Below are 16345 nucleotides of genomic sequence, written 5' to 3' on the forward strand. Positions count from 1 at the left end.
CCCGAGGTATCGGGGCGCGAATCAGCCCGCGAATCAGTCCGGGCGCGGGGGGAGTTCGGGGCGGGAGCGGTCGGGGAGGTCCTCGTACGCCGGGGGTGTGGCGGCCGGGTTGGCGGTCAGGAGGTCCAGGGCCAGTTCGATGGCGGCGTCCATCTCCACGTGGCGGCCCTCGGCCCAGTCCAGGGGGGTGCGCAGGCTCTCCACGTCCGGGGCGACGCCGTGGTTCTCCACGGACCAGCCGTAGGCGTCGAACCAGGCCGCGTTCATCGGCACCGTGATGACGGTGCCGTCGCCCAGCCGGTGGCGGCCGGTCATGCCGACCACGCCGCCCCAGGTGCGCTGGCCGACGACCGGGCCGAGCTTCAGCAGCCTGAAGGCGGCCGTGATCATGTCGCCGTCCGACGACGTCGCCTCGTCGGCGAGGGCCACGACCGGGCCCCTCGGCGCGTTGGACGTGTACGACACCGGTTGCGCGTCCCTCGTCAGGTCCCAGCCCAGGATGGTCCGGGTCAGCTTCTCGATGACGAGTTCGCTGATGTGTCCGCCCGCGTTGCCGCGCACGTCCACGATCAGGGCCGGCCGGGACACCTCCATGCGCAGGTCGCGGTTGAACTGGGCCCAGCCGGAGCCGCCCATGTCGGGGATGTGCAGATAGCCGCACTTGCCGCCGCTCAACTCCCGGACGACGGCCCGGCGTTTGGCGACCCAGTCCTGGTAGCGCAGCGGCCGCTCGTCGACGAGCGGGACGACGGCGACCCGGCGGGCCCGGCCCGGCTCCCCTTCCGGCGGGGTGAACGTCAGCTCCACGGTCGTACCGCCCGACCCGGCGAGAAGCGGGTACGGACCGGTCACCGGATCGACGGGGCGGCCGTCGACGTGGGTGAGGACGGCGCCCTCGCGGATGCCGGTGCCGGCCAGCGGTGAGCGGGCCTTGGAGTCGGAGGAGTCGCCGGGCAGGATGCGCTTGACCGTCCAACGGCCGTCCCGTGACACGAGGTTGGCGCCGAGGAGACCCTGCCAGCGCTGGTAGTGGGCCGGGCCCTCGTTGCGGCGGGCGGCGGTGACGTAGGCGTGCGAGGTGCCCAGTTCGCCCAGGACCTCGCGCAGGAGATCGGCGAACTCGTCGGGGGAGGCGACCCGTTCGACGAGGGGGCGGTACTGGTCGAGCACCGCGTCCCAGTCGATGCCGCTCATGCCCGGGTCCCAGAAGTAGGCGCGGATGATCCGTCCGGCCTCGTCGTAGGCCTGGCGCCACTCGGCGGGCGGGTCGACCACGTGGAGGATGCGGCGCAGGTCGATCCAGACGGTCGTGTCGCTGTCGCCCAGCTCCGTGGAGGGCACCGCGCGCAGGTCGCCCTCGTCGACGACGACCAGACGGGTGCCGTCGCCGCTGACCGCGAACCAGTCCAGGTGGTCGACCAGTTCGGACTTCTTCGCCTTGGTGATGTTGAAGTACTCCAGGGTCGGGCGGCTGGTGGTGTCGGCCGGGTTGGCGAAGGTCTCGCCGAGCGCACCGGAGATCGGCCAGCGCAGCCAGACCAGGCCGCCGCCGGCGACCGGGTACAGCGCGGAGTACTTGGAGGCGATCACCGGGAACGGGGTGACCCGCATCGCCAGGCCCTCCGCCTCCACGGTCACCGTGCCGGCCTCGCCGGTCTCCTCGTCCTCGGCCGGGTCGAGCCCGCCGGCCGCCGGACGGCCCTCGGGGTTCAGGGCGAAGGGGGAGGGGGTCGCCGAACTCAGCGGGACGAGGTACGGGCGGCAGCCGAGCGGGAAGGACAGGTCGCCGGTGTGGACGTCGTAGACGGGGTCGAAGCCGCGCCAGGAGAGGAAGGCGAGATAGCGGCCGTCGCGGGTGAAGACGGGGTTCTCGTCCTCGAAGCGGCCGTTGGTCACGTCCACGACGAGCCGGTCCTTGATGCGGGCCAGCTTGATCTGGCGCAGGGAGCGGCCGATGCCCGGGTGCGACCAGGTGATCCAGGCGCCGTCCGGGGAGAAGGCGAGGTCGCGGACGGGCCCGTTGACGGAGCGGATCAGCTCGGTGACCAGGCCTCCGGCGGTGTCGGCGGCCCCGGTGCCCCGCGCGCCGGCATCCGCCGCGGGTCCTGCGCCGCCACCGTCGCCCTCCTGGGCCTCCCCGCCCGCCGGAACCTCCGCGCCCTGCCCGGCCTCCGGGGCCTCCCCGCTCTCCTGGGCCTCCCCGCCGGCCGGGACCCCCGTGTCCGCGGGAACCTCCGCGCCCTCCCCGCCGGCCGGGGCCTCCCCGCCCGCCGGAACCTCCGCGCCCTTCCCGCCGGCCGGGGCCTCCGTGTCCGCCGGGGCCTCCGTGCCCTCCTCGCCCACGTCGATCAGCAGCAGCCGTCCGTCGTGCGAGGCGATCGCCAGCCGTTCGCCCAGCGGGTCGGAGATCATCTCCAGGACCCGGCCCAGTGCGCCGGAGGCGAGCCGGCGGGGTGCGCGGTCGCCGGTCGCGCGGGGGAGCTGGGCGATCTCGACGGCGTCCTCGCCCTCCGCGTCCGTCACATACGCCACCTGGCCGGTCGTGCCCAGCATCTCCGGCAGCCGTACCCGCACCCCGGGCGGGTCGGTGATCGTACGGGCGGGGCCGTCGCGGTGGGTGAGCCAGTACAGGCTGCCGCGTACGACGACGGCGCTGGCCCGGCCGGTCTCGTCCACGGAGATGCCGTCGACGTTCTGCGCGGCCGGTACCGGGTACCGGCGGCGGCCGGTGGCCGGACCGCCCAGGCGGATCTCCAGCTTGCGCGGTACGCCGCCCGGGGAGAAGTCGTCCACCAGCCACAGGTCGCCCGCGCACTGGTAGACCACGCGGCTGCCGTCGCCGGCGGCGTGCCGGGCGTAGAAGGCGTCGTGGTCGGTGTGGCGGCGCAGGTCGGTGCCGTCCTGGGCACAGGAGTAGAGGTTGCCGACGCCCTCGTGGTCGGAGAGGAAGGCGATCCGGCCGGCGACGAACATCGGGCTGGCCAGATGGCCGCCGATGCCGGGCACGAGCCGCCGCCCGTGCAGCCAGAGCCGGCCCATGGCGCCGCCGCGGTAGCGCTTCCAGGAGGCCGGTTCGTGCGGCGGGGTGCCGGTGAGCAGCAGGGTCTTGTGCTGTCCGTCGACGTCGGCGACCTGGATGTCGGCGACCGGGCCCCAGGGCAGTTTGCGGCCGGGGTCGCCGTCGGGGGACACCTTGTAGGCCGAGGTGAAGTACGAGAAGGGCTCGCCGTGGGAGGCGACGGCCAGGATGTCGCCCTCGGGGGTCCAGCCGCAGACCTGGGTGTCGGCGCTGCCCCAGTACGTCAGCTGCCGTGCGGGACCGCCGTCGACGTCGATGAGGTGGATCTCGGGCACGAGGCTGCGCCAGCTCGTGTACGCGATGCGGCGGCCGTCGGGCGAGAAACGCGGGTGCCCGTCCTTCGTGCGGTCCGCCGTGAGCCGCCAGGGCCTGCCCGGGGCGTCGAGGGGGGCCAGCCACAGGTCGTCCTCGGCCACGAAGCACAGCAGGTCGCCGCTGAGGTGGGGAAAGCGCAGATAGCTCACCTCCCCATGCTTTTCCGCCCGCTGGGGCACAGCAACTTATGCGCGCTTCACAGGCGTGACCCAGCACACGTACGAAACTGTTTCGTTTCGCTCGGTCTCAGGGTATCTTCATGGTGTACGAAGCAGCAGGAGGCTCCGGAGCGAAGGGTGAGTGGCATGACCGAGGTCGTCGCAACGGCACGTCGCAGCCGGATCACGCCCGAGCGCGAGGCCGAGTTGTACGAGGCCGTGCTCGACCTGCTCCGGGAGGTCGGCTACGACGCCCTGACCATGGACGCCGTCGCCGCCCGCACCCGGTCCAGCAAGGCCACGCTCTACCGCCAGTGGGGCGGCAAGGCCGAGCTGGTGGCGAAGGCGGTGCGGCACAGCAAGCCCGGCGGCTCCGCCGACGAGGTCGACACCGGGTCGCTCAGAGGTGATCTGCACGCCCTCACCCTGCGTTCGGACGACTGCGAGATGGAGCAGAACTCCGCGCTGATGCGGGGTCTGGCGATGGCCGTCCACGGCAATCCCGACCTCCTGCGGGCGTTCAGGGACCATCTCATCGAGCCGGAGATGGCGGAGTTCCGCCGTGTGCTGCAGCGGGCGATCGACCGGGGCGAGGTCCGTGCGGACAACCCCGCGATCGACTACGTGATGCACATGATGATCGGCGGGTTCGCAGCCCGCTCGCTCATCGACGAGCAGCCGCCGAACCAGGCCTTCCTCCTGTCGTACATCGACGCCGTGGTCCTCCCCGCCCTCGGCGCCACCACCCGCTGATCCCTTCTGATCCCCTTCTGATCTCCTTCTGATCCCCGAGCAAGCCCACCACCTGACGTCACCGCTCACGTCGTCGGGCTGATCACCCCTGCCCTGATGAACCCCACGACCTGACCGGGAGTACGCCTCCGTGGCCACGTTTCTGTACAGACTCGGCCGTCTCGCCTTCCGGCGACGGCACTTCGTCGCCCTCATATGGGTCGCGCTGCTCACCCTCGCCGGGGTGGGCGCCGCCTCCGCGCCGGCCGCCGGCAACACGTCCTTCTCCATCCCCGGCACCGAGGCCCAGAAGGCCTTCGACCTGCTGGAACAGCGCTTCCCCGGCATGAGCGCCGACGGCGCCACCGCGCGCGTCGTCTTCAAGGCGCCCAGCGGCGAGAAGATGACCGACAAGGCCGACAAGGCCACCGTCGAGAAGACGGTGAAGGAGCTGAAGAGCGGCTCCGAGGTCGTCTCCGTCGCCGACCCCTACACCGGACACGCCGTCAGCAAGAACGGCACGATCGCCTACGCCTCGGTGAAGTACAAGGTCTCCGGCATGGAGCTGGAGGACTCCTCGAAGGACGCCCTGAAGGAGGCCGCGCAGCACGCGCGGGACGCCGGGCTGACCGTCGAGGTCGGCGGTGACGCGCTGCAGGCGACGCCCGAGACCGGTAACAGCGAGGTCATCGGCATCGCGGTCGCCGCGGTGGTCCTCGTCATCACCTTCGGCTCGCTGCTCGCGGCCGGATTCCCGCTGCTGACCGCGATCATCGGCGTCGGCATCGGTGTCTCCACGATCACCGCGCTCGCCAAGGCCCTCGACCTGGGCACCACCACCTCCACCCTGGCCTCGATGATCGGCCTCGCCGTCGGCATCGACTACGCCCTCTTCATCGTCTCCCGCTACCGCGCCGAACTGGCCGAGGGCCGCGAGCGCGAGGAGGCGGCCGGACGGGCCGTCGGCACGGCGGGCTCGGCGGTGGTCTTCGCGGGCCTGACCGTCGTCATCGCCCTGGTCGGCCTGTCCGTGGTCGACATCCCGATGCTGACCAAGATGGGCGTCGCGGCCGCGGGTACGGTCGCCGTCGCCGTCCTCATCGCCCTCACCCTGATCCCGGCGCTGCTCGGCTACGCGGGCCGCAGGATCAAGCCGGCCGGCCAGAAGAGCAAGCTGCTCGGCGGCGGCCGCAAGCCGAAGCAGCCGGGCCGCCCGAACATGGGCACCCGCTGGGCGAGCTTCGTCGTACGGCGCCCGGTCGCCGTCCTCCTGCTCGGCGTGATCGGCCTCGGCGCGGCGGCGGTCCCGGCCGCCTCCCTGGAACTCGGCCTGCCGGACGACGGCTCCCAGCCGGTCTCCACCACCCAGCGCCGCGCCTACGACCTCCTGTCCGAGGGCTTCGGGCCGGGCTTCAACGGCCCTCTGATGGTCGTGGTCGACGCCAAGGGCAGCGACAACCCCAAGGCGGCCTTCACCAAGGTCGGCGACGAGATCAAGGGCCTGAAGGACATCGTCACGGTCACTCCGGCCATGCCCAACAAGGCCGGCGACACCGCGACGATCACGGTCATCCCGGACTCCAAGCCGTCCTCGACCACCACCGAGGACCTGGTCCACGCCATCCGCGACAAGGGCGAGGGCATAACCTCCGCGACCGACGCGAAGGTCCTGGTCACCGGCTCGACGGCGATGAACATCGACTTCTCGCAGAAGCTGAACGACGCCCTGCTGCCGTACCTCGCGCTGGTCGTCGGCCTGGCCTTCCTCCTGCTGATCGTGGTCTTCCGCTCGATCCTCGTCCCGCTGAAGGCGGCCCTCGGCTTCCTGCTCAGCGTGCTGGCGGCCCTCGGCGCCGTGGTCGCGGTGTTCCAGTGGGGCTGGCTGTCCAGCCTGTTCAACGTCGAGCAGACCGGCCCGATCATGTCGATGATGCCGATCTTCATGGTCGGCGTGGTCTTCGGTCTCGCCATGGACTACGAGGTGTTCCTCGTGACCCGCATGCGGGAGGCGTACGTCCACGGGGAGAAGCCCACCCAGGCCGTCGTGACGGGCTTCAAGTACAGCGCACGGGTCGTCACGGCCGCCGCGATCATCATGATCGCCGTCTTCTCCGGCTTCATCGGCTCCAGCGAGTCGATGATCAAGATGATCGGCTTCGGCCTCGCCGTCGCCGTCTTCTTCGACGCGTTCATCGTCCGCATGGCCATCGTCCCGGCGGTGCTCGCACTGCTCGGCAAGCGGGCCTGGTGGCTGCCGAGGTGGCTCGACCGCGCGCTGCCCGACGTCGACGTGGAGGGCGAGGGCCTGCGCACGGCCGAGGACCGCAGGGACGCCGACCCCGACGGGGAGAGGGAGCTGGTACGGGTCTGACGTACCGCTCCTGACGGCAGAGCGGCCGGTGAGGGTGCCCGTGGGGACGGGGCCGCACCCTCACCGGCTTTCCGCTGTGCACGGCGACCGTCGCGGCGAAACCCCCGTAAGCGCGGCCCCGGCGATGCCGTAGCGTGCCGCGCATGACGACGACAGCCGCCACTGACGCCGACGAGTCCGCAGCCCACCCCCGTTTCGCCGGAGCCGACCTGGTGGACGTTCGCGAGCGGACCGCGTGACGCCGCTCGTCGCGGCCGCCGTCCTGCTCGCCGCCGTGACCCACGCCAGCTGGAACGCCATCGCGCACCACATCACCGACAAACTGGTGGGGTTCACCCTGATATCCGGGGGCGGGCTGCTGATCGGGCTCGCGATCGCACCGTTCGCGGCCTTCCCGGCGGGGCCCGCCTGGCCGTACCTGCTGGCCTCGGCGGCCGTCCACATCGCCTACTACGCCCTGCTGATGACCTCCTTTAGGCTCGGTGACTTCGGGCAGGCGTACCCCATCGCGCGCGGCAGCGCCCCGCTCGTGGTCACCGTGCTGGCGGCCGTCTTCGCGCACGAGGTGCCCGGGAACCGGGCACTGGCCGGGATCGCCGTGTCCTGCGTCGGGCTCATGGGCGTCAGCCTGTGGGGACTGCGCGGAAGCCGGCCCGACTGGGCGGCGATCGGCGCGGCCTTCGCGACCGGGCTGACGATCGCCGTGTACACGGTGATCGACGGCCTGGGCGTACGGGCCGCGCACACCCCGCTCGGGTACATCGCCTGGCTCATGGCCGTCCAGGGCGTCGTCATCCCGGGCTACATGTACGCACGCGCGCGTGCCGACACCGTCCGGCTGCTCCGGCCCCACGCCGCTCTCGGCCTCCTCGGCGCGGCCCTGTCCGTCGCCGCGTACGCCCTCGTGCTGTGGGCCCAGACCCGCGCCGAACTCGCGCCGGTCGCCGCGCTGCGCGAGTCCTCGATCATCGTCGGGGCCGCGATCGGCGCGGTGTTCTTCAAGGAGCGTTTCGGGGCACCCAGAATCGCGGCGGCCGGGCTGCTGGTGGTGGGCATCGCGTTGATGGTGCACGCCGGGTAGACGGATGGTCCGGTCGGCGGGTGGCCCGGCAGGCCGCACCGGGCAGCGACGGGAACGAAAGGGAGCCGACCATGACCGACAAGCCGACCGTCAGCGTTCTGGGCACCGGCATCATGGGGGCCGCGATGGCCCGGAACCTGTGCCGTGCGGGACTGCGGGTGCGTGTGTGGAACCGTACGCGGGAGAAGGCCGAGCCGCTCGCCGCCGACGGCGCACGGGTCGCCGGCAGCCCCGCCGAGGCCGTCGAGGGCTCCGACGTCGTCCTGACGATGCTGTACGACGGCAACACCGTCCTCGACGTCCTGCGCGAGGCCGCCCCCGCGCTGCGACCCGGCACGGTGTGGGCGCAGTGCACGACCGCAGGGACGGACCTGGTCGCCGACCTGGCCGCCTTCGCCCGGGAGCACGGGCTCGTCTTCTACGACGCCCCCGTCCTCGGCACCCGCCGGCCCGCCGAGGACGGCCTGCTGACCGTGCTGGCCGCGGGGCCCGAGGAGGGGCGGGAGACGGTCGAGCCCGTCTTCGCCGCGGTCGGCGCGAAGACCGTGTGGACGGGGACCGACGGCGGCGCGGGCAGCGCGAGCCGGCTGAAGCTGGTCGCCAACAGCTGGGTGCTCGCCGCCACCGCCGCCGCGGGCGAGGTCCTCGCCCTCGCCCAGGCCCTCGGCGTGGATCCCCAGGATTTCTTCGACCTGATCGAGGGCGGCCCGCTCGACATGGGCTACCTGCGGGCCAAGGCCGCGCTGGTGCTCGACGGCAGGCTGTCCCCGGCGTCGTTCGCGGTGGCCACCGCCGAGAAGGACGCGCGTCTCATCGTCCAGGCCGGTGAGCGCGGCGGCGTACGGCTGGACGTCGCCGCCGCGACCGCGGAACGGCTGGCCCGCGCCGCCGCCCAGGGCCACGCGGACGAGGACATGGCCGCCGCGTACTTCGCCAGCTTCGACGACGACGGGCAGCAGGACGGGAAGCCGGGCCGCCGGCCGGCGTCGACATGACGGGCCGGGGTGCCGGGGGCACCCTGGAAGCAGCGGTTCTCGGAGGTGATCGTCATGATGCACACCACTGTCGGATGGCACGTCGAGCTGGAGTTCATGGAGGATGCCGACCACACGCGTGCGGCGGCCCTGGTGCGCCTGCCGGACGGCAGCGAGGTACGGGCGCACGGTCACGCCACCCGGCACCGTGTCGACGCCAACCAGCCCCGGGTCGGGGAGGAGATCGCCGGCGCACGTGCCCTCAACGAACTGGCCATGCAACTGCTGACCAAGGCCCACGACGAGATCGACGCGGAGTCCGGACGGACCTCGCACACGATCAACGTGTGACGGCGCGCGGCCCTATCCGAGAGCCGTGCGTACCGCCCGCACCAACGCCTGCGCCCGCGGGTCCGCCGTCACGCTCTTGCGGAAGCCGTTGGTGACGTAGCCGAAGGCGATGCCGGTCTCCGGGTCGGCGAAGGCCAGGGCGCCACCACGGCCCGGGTGGCCGAAGGAGCCGGGGGAGAGCAGCGGGGACGCCGCTCCGTGCAGCATGTAGCCGAGGCCGAACCGGGTGCCGACCACCAGGACCCGGTCCGGTCCGGCGGACCGCTCGGCGCGGGCCAGTTCCCTCGTCTCCGGGCTGAACAGGCGGGTGCCGCCGTCCACCTCGCCGATGAGCGAGGCGTAGAAGCGGGCCAGGCCGTCCGCGGTGGCGATGCCGTTGGACGCGGGCAGGGCGGCCGCGCGGTAGGCGGCGTCGTTCTCGTCGGGCAGCGGGGTGATCGCGGCGAACGCGCGCCGGGTCAGCGACTCCGGGTCGGCGTACGCCTCGGCCACCGCGCGCTTGGGGCGGGTCTTCAGGCCGCCCACGGCCTCGGGCGCCGCGGCCGGGCCGACGCGGCCCACGCGCGCGTGCTCCGACTCCGGCAGCCCGAGCCACAGGTCTGCGCCGACGGGACCCGCGATCTCGTCCGCGATCCACGCGCCGACCGGGCGTCCGGTGATCCGCCGGATCAGTTCGCCGGTGAGCCAGCTGTAGGTCTGGGCGTGGTAGCCGTGGCCCGTGCCCGGCTCCCACACCGGTGCCTGCGCGGCGACGGCCGCGGCGCCCAGGTCGGGGTCGGCGGCCTCGGCGGGGGTCAGCGGGCGGTCCAGGACGGGCACCCCCGCGCGGTGCGCGAGCAGGTGCCGGACGAGGGTGTGCTCCTTGCCGGCCGCCTTGTACTCGGGCCAGTACGCGCCGACCGGGGCGTCCAGGTCCAGCTCGCCGCGCTGGTGCAGGAGCAGGAGCGCGGCGGCGGCGACGCCCTTGGTCGCCGAGCGCACGATCTGCGCGGTCCCCGGCTCCCACGGAGCCGTACCGGCTGTGCCGTCGACGTCCTTGGTGCCGGCCCACAGGTCGACGACCTTGTGTCCGTCGCGGTAGACGGCGACGGCCGCGCCGCGTTCCCCGAGCAGCGTGAAGTTCGCTGCGAACGCCTCCCTGACCGGCTCGAAGCCCTCGGCCACTGTGCCGTTCACGTCCACGCCCGCCATCCTTTCGCTCACTGTCCCGCCGCCTGTGACAGTGGGTGCAACGCGGGCTGTGTGCCTGTGATTCCTCGGCGGGATCAGCCCAGGAGGATCGTTACGTCGATGTTGCCGCGTGTCGCGTTGGAGTATGGGCAGACCTCGTGCGCCGCGTCCACCAGCTGGGCCGCCAGGTCCGGGTCCAGGACCGGCAGGGAGACGCTGAGGGCGACCGCGAGGCCGTAGCCGCGGTGCCTGTTCGGGCCGATGCCGACCTTGGCGGCCACCGTGGAGCCGGTCAGGTCGTAGCCCGCGCGGTTGCCGACGAGGATCAGCGCGTTGTGGAAGCAGGAGCTGTAACCGGCCGCGAAGAGCTGTTCCGGGTTGGTGCCGTTGCCGTCGCCGCCCAGCTCCGGGGGCATCGCGACCTTCAGTTCGAGCTGGCCGTCCTGGCTGGTGACATAGCCGTCGCGGCCGCCGTGGGCGGTGGCCTCGGCGACGTACATGATCTTCGTCGGACGGGTGTCGACAGCGGTGTCCTCGGTCATGGCCGGCCTCCCCCGGAACAAGTGGCGCACAAGTACATCGTGCACAAGGTACTGGCCGGTAGGTCAGCGGTGTCCACGCGGGGGTCGCAACCGCGAGTAACGCGAGATCAGCGCGGGAGTGGCCGGGACGGGACGGTGTGCGGGATCAGGGCCGGTCGGCCGCCGCGTCGGCGCGTTCGGTGAGCGCCCACAACTCCTCGCGCAACCGCGCCACGTCCTGCGCGCCGAGGCCTGCGGTGGTGAGCAGCGCATCCGGCACGCGCGCCGCGCGCTCCCTCAGTTCCTCGCCGCGCCCCGTGCACGCGACAAGCACCGAGCGCTCGTCGCCGGCCGCCCGCTCCCTGCGTACCAGGCCCGCGCCCTCCAGCCGCTTGAGCAACGGGGAGACGGTCCCGTAGTCCAGCCGCAGGGAGCGCGCCAGTTCCTTCACGCTGGTCTCGCCGCGTTCCCACAGCACCAGCAGCACGAGGTACTGGGGATAGGTGAGCCCGAGGCCGTCCAGCAGCGGACGGTAGGCGGCGGTCACGGCGCGCTGGGCGGCGTACAGCGCGAAGCACAGCTGGTCGTCCAGCAGCAGCGACCCCTCGACGGCGCGGTCCTCGTTCGTCACCCGCCCATTGTCACGGACGTCGGATCGAAGCCGAACGGCAGCTCCAGCCGGTGGGCCCGCATCAGCTCTTCGTCCGAGAGCAGCCCGGCGGTCGGACCGTCGGCCGCGATCACGCCGTCGCTGAGGATCAGCGAGCGCGGGCACAGCTCCAGGGCGTAGGGCAGGTCGTGGGTGACCATGAGGACGGTGACGTCCAGGGAGCGCAGGATGTCGGCGAGCTCGCGGCGCGAGGCCGGGTCGAGGTTGGACGACGGCTCGTCGAGGACGAGGATCTCCGGCTCCATGGCGAGCACGGTGGCCACGGCCACGCGCCGGCGCTGTCCGAAGGACAGGTGGTGCGGCGGACGGCCGGCGAAGTCCTGCATGCCGACCCGCTCCAGGGCGGTGCGCACCCGCTCCTCCAGCGCGGCCCCCCTGATGCCGGCGGCGGCCGGCCCGAACGCCACGTCCTCCCGCACGGTCGGCATGAACAGCTGGTCGTCCGGGTCCTGGAAGACGATGCCGACCTTCTGCCGGACGGCGGCCATGTGCTGCTTGCCGACGGGCAGTCCGGCCACCGTCACCGTGCCCGTGCCGCCGCCCAGGATGCCGTTGAGGTGCAGCACCAGGGTGGTCTTGCCCGCCCCGTTGGGGCCGAGCAGGGCGACCCGCTCCCCGCGCGTGATCGAGAAGTCGACGCCGAACAGGGCCTGGTGGCCGTCGGGGTAGGCGAAGGCGAGGCCGGAGACCTCCAGCGAAGCGTTACTCACAGGACCCATCCCAGCAGACAGACGACGAGGGCGGCGCAGGGGAGCGTGAGGGCGTGCCGCCACTGCGCGCCGGACGCGGTCACCTCGTCGATGACCGGCATGGAACCGGCGTAGCCGCGGCTCACCATGGCCAGGTGCACCCGCTCCCCGCGCTCGTAGGAGCGGATGAACAGCGCGCCGGCGGACTTGGCGAGGACACCCCAGTGCCGTACGCCCCTGGCCTCGAAGCCGCGCGACTCGCGGGCGATCCGCATCCGGCGCATCTCGTCGGTGATGACGTCGCCGTAGCGGATCATGAAGGAGGCGATCTGGACCAGCAGCGGCGGGAGCCGCAACCGCTGCAGGCCCAGCAGCAGTTCGCGCAGCTCGGTGGTGGCTGCCAGCAGTACGGAGGCGGCGACGCCGAGCGTGCCCTTGGCGAGCACGTTCCAGGCGCCCCACAGGCCGTTCACGCTCAGCGAGAGGCCGAGCGCGTGCACCCGCTCGCCCTCCGCCACGAACGGCATGAGCACCGCGAACGCCACGAACGGCACCTCGATCAGCAGCCGCCTGAGCAGGAACGCGGCGGGTACGCGCGCGTGGGCCGCGACGGCGGCGAGCAGGACCGCGTACCCCGCGAACGCCCCCATCGCCTCGCGCGGGGTCGACACGACCACCACCACGAACAGGAAGGCGGCGGCGAGCTTGGTGTGCGGCGGCAGGCCGTGCACGGGCGAGTGCCCGTGCCGGTACAGCCTGTGCGCGTGTCCGGCTCCCATGTCACAGACCCGTGTTGACGGGGGAGACGGGGGAGACGTCCTCGGGCCGGCGCCGGCGCAGCGCCCAGAACACCGCGCTGCCCGCCACGACCGTGACGCCGACACCGATCACCCCCGCGAGGCCGCCGGACAGACGGGCGTTCGAGACGTTCCTGACGCCGTAGTCGGCGAGCGGGGAGTCGGCGGCGGCGTGCTTCTCCGTCTTCCTGTCGATCCCCTTGTCGTGCGCGACCTTCTCCAGGCCGTCGGGGTTCGCGGAGGCGTAGAAGCTGACGAATCCGGCGAGGACGAGGGAGGTGACCAGGCCCGTCACCCACAGCGTGCGCCGCGAGGTGCGCGCCGCCGCGGGCGTGCGGGCCGCGACGGGCGCCGGTGCGTCCACGAGTGCGCCGTCCACGCGCAGCTTGAGCCGCTGCCTCAGGCCGCGCGCGCCGTGCACGAGATCCGGGCGCACGGCGATCACCGCGCTCACCGTGAGCGCGGTGATGACGGCCTCGCCGACGCCGATCAGGACATGGACGCCGATCATCGCGGTCGCGACCTTGCCGAGGGAGACGTCGGTCGTCCCGCCGACCGCGTACAGGAGCGTGAAGACGACCGCGGCGGCCGGTACGGACACCAGCGCGGCGACGAAGGAGGCGACGGTCACCGAGCGCCGCTTGCGGGGCAGGACGGCGAGCAGCGCGCGGAAGACGGCGTACGAGACCACCGTCGTGGTGATCGCCATGTCGGTGATGTTCACGCCGAGCGCGGTGAGACCGCCGTCCGCGAACAGCACACCCTGCATGAGCAGCACCACGGACACACAGAGCACGCCCGTGAACGGTCCGACCAGGATCGCGGCCAGCGCTCCGCCCAGCAGATGGCCGCTTGTTCCGGCCGCGACGGGGAAGTTGAGCATCTGTACGGCGAAGATGAACGCCGCCACCAGGCCGGCCAGCGGGGCCGTCCGCTCGTCGAGCTCGCGGCGGGCGCCGCGCAGGCTCACCGCGAGGGCGCCGGCGGCGGCCACTGCGGTGACGGCGGAGGTGGGGGCGTCGATGAATCCGTCAGGTACGTGCACCGGATGATTTTAGGCCTTTGTTGCGAACGCTTTGCAAGTACCAGTAGCTCGTGCGGCACTTCGCGGGGCGGTGCACGCTCCAGCGGGCGGGAATCGGAATATGTGCGACATTGGAGAGAAAGCGGATGCACAGCTTTCGCATAGGTCACTCAGCGTGAAAGGGCGATCGGATGTCTGTGGTCGAGCAGTACGCGCGCGCCCATATCGTCACGGACGAGGAGGACCCGGGGGCCGTACCGGTGGTGCTGCGCTATGACCCCGACTCCGATCCACGGTCGGTACGGGTCGGCCTGCCCGGCCCGCACGAGTGGACCTTCTCCCGCACGCTGCTGGAACGCGGGCTGCGGTCACCGGCCGAGAGCGGCGCGGTACGGGTGTGGCCGTGCGGCCGCGTCCAGGCCGTCGTCGAGTTCCATTCCGACAACGGTGTCGAGGTCGTCCAGTTCGACTCGAAGGCCCTGGTCAGATTCCTGCGCCGGACCTACACCGCGGAACCCGTACGGACCTGATCAGCCGCCCGTCTTCAGGAGGGTCGCCACGATCGGACCGGCCGTGTCGCCGCCGTGGCCGCCCGCCTGCACCACGCCCGCGGCGGCCAGGTCGCCCTTGAAGGCGGTGAACCAGCCGTTCGGCTTCTTCTGCCCGTCGACCTCCGCGGAGCCCGTCTTCGCGCCGTAGTCCCCGCTCATGCCCGCCATCGCCTTGGCGGCCGTGCCGTAGTCCGCCGTGAACCGCATGACGTCCTTCAGCTGGGACTGCGTCGTCGAGGACATGGTGTGTGCCGCCTTCGCCAGCGTGCGGTGGTCCACCTCGGGGGCCACCAGGTACGGCTGGTGGAAGGCGCCCGACTCGACCGTCGCCGCCACGGACGCCATGTTCAGCGGGTTCATGCGCACCCCGCCCTGCCCGATCAGCGAGGCGCCCATCTGCGCGCCGCTCTGCACCGGGACGGAACCGTCGAACGACGGGACACCGATGGCCCAGTTGTCCATGCCGAGGCCGTAGACCTGCTGGGCCTCCTTCGTCAGGTCGCTGTTCGACAGCTTCGGCGCGAAGTTGATGAAGGCGTTGTTGCAGGAGGCTCCGAAGCTCTGCTTGAACGTGCCCTTCTTGATCTCGGAGTCGTCGTCGTTGTGGAACGTCCAGCCGGCCAGCTTGTACGTCTTGGGGCACGGGTGCGACGCGTCGGGGGTGACGAGCTTCTTCTCGAACAGCATCGTCGACGTCACGATCTTCATCGTGGAGCCCGGCGCGAGGGATCCCTGGAAGGCGACGTTGAAGCCGTGCCCGCTGTTGGCGACCGCGAGGATCTCCCCGGTCGAGGGCCGCACGACGACCACGGACGCCCGCGCCCGCTTGCCGACCTGCTGCTCGGCCGCAGCCTGCAGGGTGGGGCTCAGGGTCGTCTTCACCGTGCCCGGGGTGCCCTTGCTCAGCTCCACGAGCGTCTTGTCGGACAGCTCGGCCTTCTGCGCCGCCTTGCCGCGCACCACGCGCAGCTCGACGCCCGCCTTGCCGCCCGCCGTCTTGCCGTACTTCTCGCGCAGCCCGTCCAGCACCGTGCCCAGCGACGGGTACGTGGCGGTCGTCAGCTCGCCGCCGTCGCGGTCCAGCGCCTTGATCGGCGGGGTGCCGGACGCGCCGGTGACGAGGGTGTCGCCGTCCTTCAGGTCCGGGTGGACGACGGAGGAGTGCCAGTCGACCAGCGGCTTGCCGTCGCTCGCCCGCCGCACCACGGTGAGCGCGCTGTCGTACGCCAGCGGCTTGCTGAGGCTGTGGTACGACACCGTCGCCTTGACGGAGAACGGCACCTCGGTGCCCTTGGCCGCGCCCGGCGTGAGCGTGACGCCCTTCACGGAGGCGTCCTTGGCGAAGCCGGTGAGCAGCTTGGCGGCGGCGGAGGAGTCGTCGGTGGCGGCCGCCGCCTCGGTGAGCCTGCCGTGCTGCCACGCGGTGAGAAAACGGGTGGAGGCCGTGCGGACCTCGGCGGCGCTGAGCGGGCCTGTCTTGACCGTCTTGTGGCCGGCCGCGGCGGAGGCGCGCTCGTCGGCCGCGGCACCGCCGTCGTACAGCGCGTAGACGCCGAACCCGGCGCCGCCGAGGACCAGGGCGATCATCCCGCCGAGCACGACGGGACTGGTCGTCTTCCGTCGCTCGGCGACGCGCCTTCTCTTGCCCACAGCCTCAGTTCCTCCGTACGTTCCCCAGGCTCCCCGCAGCCCTCACTCACACACCCCAACGACGGCACTCACCTTAAAGTCCCCACCTCAGAGGGTGACGTCGGCGGCGGATCCGTAGCAGGCTTGCGACAATCCGACCGGAATCCGCCGTGGGCGCTGCCGGCGCCCGGGCTGCGGCAGAGGCGGTCGACCGCCTTCCGGGTGGGTCTGAG

The 16345-nt window shown here is 72.1% G+C and carries 14 protein-coding genes; 6 read left to right on the forward strand and 8 right to left on the reverse strand.

Translation table 11 applies throughout. The annotated features are described in order from the left end of the window. Positions 1-33: 33 nt before the first annotated feature. On the reverse strand, positions 34-3543 hold the full coding sequence (locus IO33_RS0127405; RefSeq protein WP_031169694.1) for a S41 family peptidase: 3510 nt from the start codon (positions 3541-3543) through the stop codon (positions 34-36). 156 nt (positions 3544-3699) lie between these two features. Here IO33_RS0127405 and IO33_RS0127410 point away from each other — a divergent pair, with 156 nt between their 5' ends. The 5 genes from IO33_RS0127410 to IO33_RS0127430 all read left to right on the forward strand — a co-directional run bounded on the left by IO33_RS0127410 (position 3700) and on the right by IO33_RS0127430 (position 9061). Continuing rightward, a complete protein-coding gene (locus tag IO33_RS0127410) occupies positions 3700-4305 on the forward strand; it encodes a TetR/AcrR family transcriptional regulator (RefSeq protein ID WP_031169695.1) in 606 nt (201 codons plus the stop codon). Positions 4306-4435: 130 nt separating this feature from the next. Further along, positions 4436-6655 (forward strand): MMPL family transporter, encoded by a 2220-nt coding sequence (locus tag IO33_RS0127415; RefSeq protein WP_031169696.1) that lies wholly within the window; start codon positions 4436-4438, stop codon positions 6653-6655. A gap of 235 nt (positions 6656-6890) precedes the next feature. Further along, positions 6891-7736 carry a DMT family transporter gene (locus IO33_RS0127420; RefSeq protein ID WP_031169697.1) on the forward strand — a complete coding sequence of 282 codons (846 nt, stop codon included), beginning with the start codon at positions 6891-6893 and terminating at the stop codon, positions 7734-7736. A 71-nt stretch (positions 7737-7807) separates the two neighbouring features. Beyond that, positions 7808-8731 (forward strand): NAD(P)-dependent oxidoreductase, encoded by a 924-nt coding sequence (locus IO33_RS0127425; RefSeq protein ID WP_037686028.1) that lies wholly within the window; start codon positions 7808-7810, stop codon positions 8729-8731. A 54-nt stretch (positions 8732-8785) separates the two neighbouring features. After that, on the forward strand, positions 8786-9061 hold the full coding sequence (locus tag IO33_RS0127430; RefSeq protein WP_031169699.1) for a DUF1876 domain-containing protein: 276 nt from the start codon (positions 8786-8788) through the stop codon (positions 9059-9061). Between the two features lie 12 nt (positions 9062-9073). Here the strand turns inward: IO33_RS0127430 and IO33_RS0127435 are convergent, their stop codons facing one another. The 6 genes from IO33_RS0127435 to IO33_RS0127460 all read right to left on the reverse strand — a co-directional run bounded on the left by IO33_RS0127435 (position 9074) and on the right by IO33_RS0127460 (position 13953). Continuing rightward, the gene (locus tag IO33_RS0127435) at positions 9074-10243 is read right to left on the reverse strand and encodes a serine hydrolase domain-containing protein (RefSeq protein ID WP_031169700.1); all 1170 of its coding nucleotides are present in this window, start codon (positions 10241-10243) and stop codon (positions 9074-9076) included. A gap of 83 nt (positions 10244-10326) precedes the next feature. Then, on the reverse strand, positions 10327-10773 hold the full coding sequence (locus IO33_RS0127440; protein WP_031169701.1) for an organic hydroperoxide resistance protein: 447 nt from the start codon (positions 10771-10773) through the stop codon (positions 10327-10329). Positions 10774-10918: 145 nt separating this feature from the next. Further along, a complete protein-coding gene (locus IO33_RS0127445) occupies positions 10919-11383 on the reverse strand; it encodes a MarR family winged helix-turn-helix transcriptional regulator (protein ID WP_031169703.1) in 465 nt (154 codons plus the stop codon). Further along, positions 11380-12141 (reverse strand): energy-coupling factor ABC transporter ATP-binding protein, encoded by a 762-nt coding sequence (locus tag IO33_RS0127450; protein ID WP_031169705.1) that lies wholly within the window; start codon positions 12139-12141, stop codon positions 11380-11382. The genes IO33_RS0127445 and IO33_RS0127450 overlap by 4 nt, the downstream gene beginning before the upstream one ends. Further along, entirely contained in the window at positions 12129-12890 is a 762-nt protein-coding gene (gene cbiQ / locus IO33_RS0127455) for a cobalt ECF transporter T component CbiQ (protein WP_031169707.1), read from the reverse strand. Before cbiQ ends, IO33_RS0127450 begins: the two co-directional genes overlap by 13 nt. A gap of 1 nt (position 12891) precedes the next feature. Next, positions 12892-13953, reverse strand: a complete 1062-nt coding sequence (locus IO33_RS0127460) for an energy-coupling factor ABC transporter permease (RefSeq protein WP_031169709.1) — start codon at positions 13951-13953, stop codon at positions 12892-12894. Positions 13954-14123: 170 nt separating this feature from the next. Here IO33_RS0127460 and IO33_RS0127465 point away from each other — a divergent pair, with 170 nt between their 5' ends. Beyond that, positions 14124-14462 (forward strand): SsgA family sporulation/cell division regulator, encoded by a 339-nt coding sequence (locus IO33_RS0127465; RefSeq protein WP_031169712.1) that lies wholly within the window; start codon positions 14124-14126, stop codon positions 14460-14462. Here the strand turns inward: IO33_RS0127465 and IO33_RS0127470 are convergent, their stop codons facing one another. Beyond that, entirely contained in the window at positions 14463-16133 is a 1671-nt protein-coding gene (locus IO33_RS0127470) for a penicillin-binding transpeptidase domain-containing protein (RefSeq protein WP_031169714.1), read from the reverse strand. It lies immediately after the preceding gene. Positions 16134-16345: the final 212 nt, after the last annotated feature.

This window comes from Streptomyces durhamensis, from assembly GCF_000725475.1.
In the GTDB taxonomy this organism is placed as follows: domain Bacteria; phylum Actinomycetota; class Actinomycetes; order Streptomycetales; family Streptomycetaceae; genus Streptomyces; species Streptomyces filipinensis.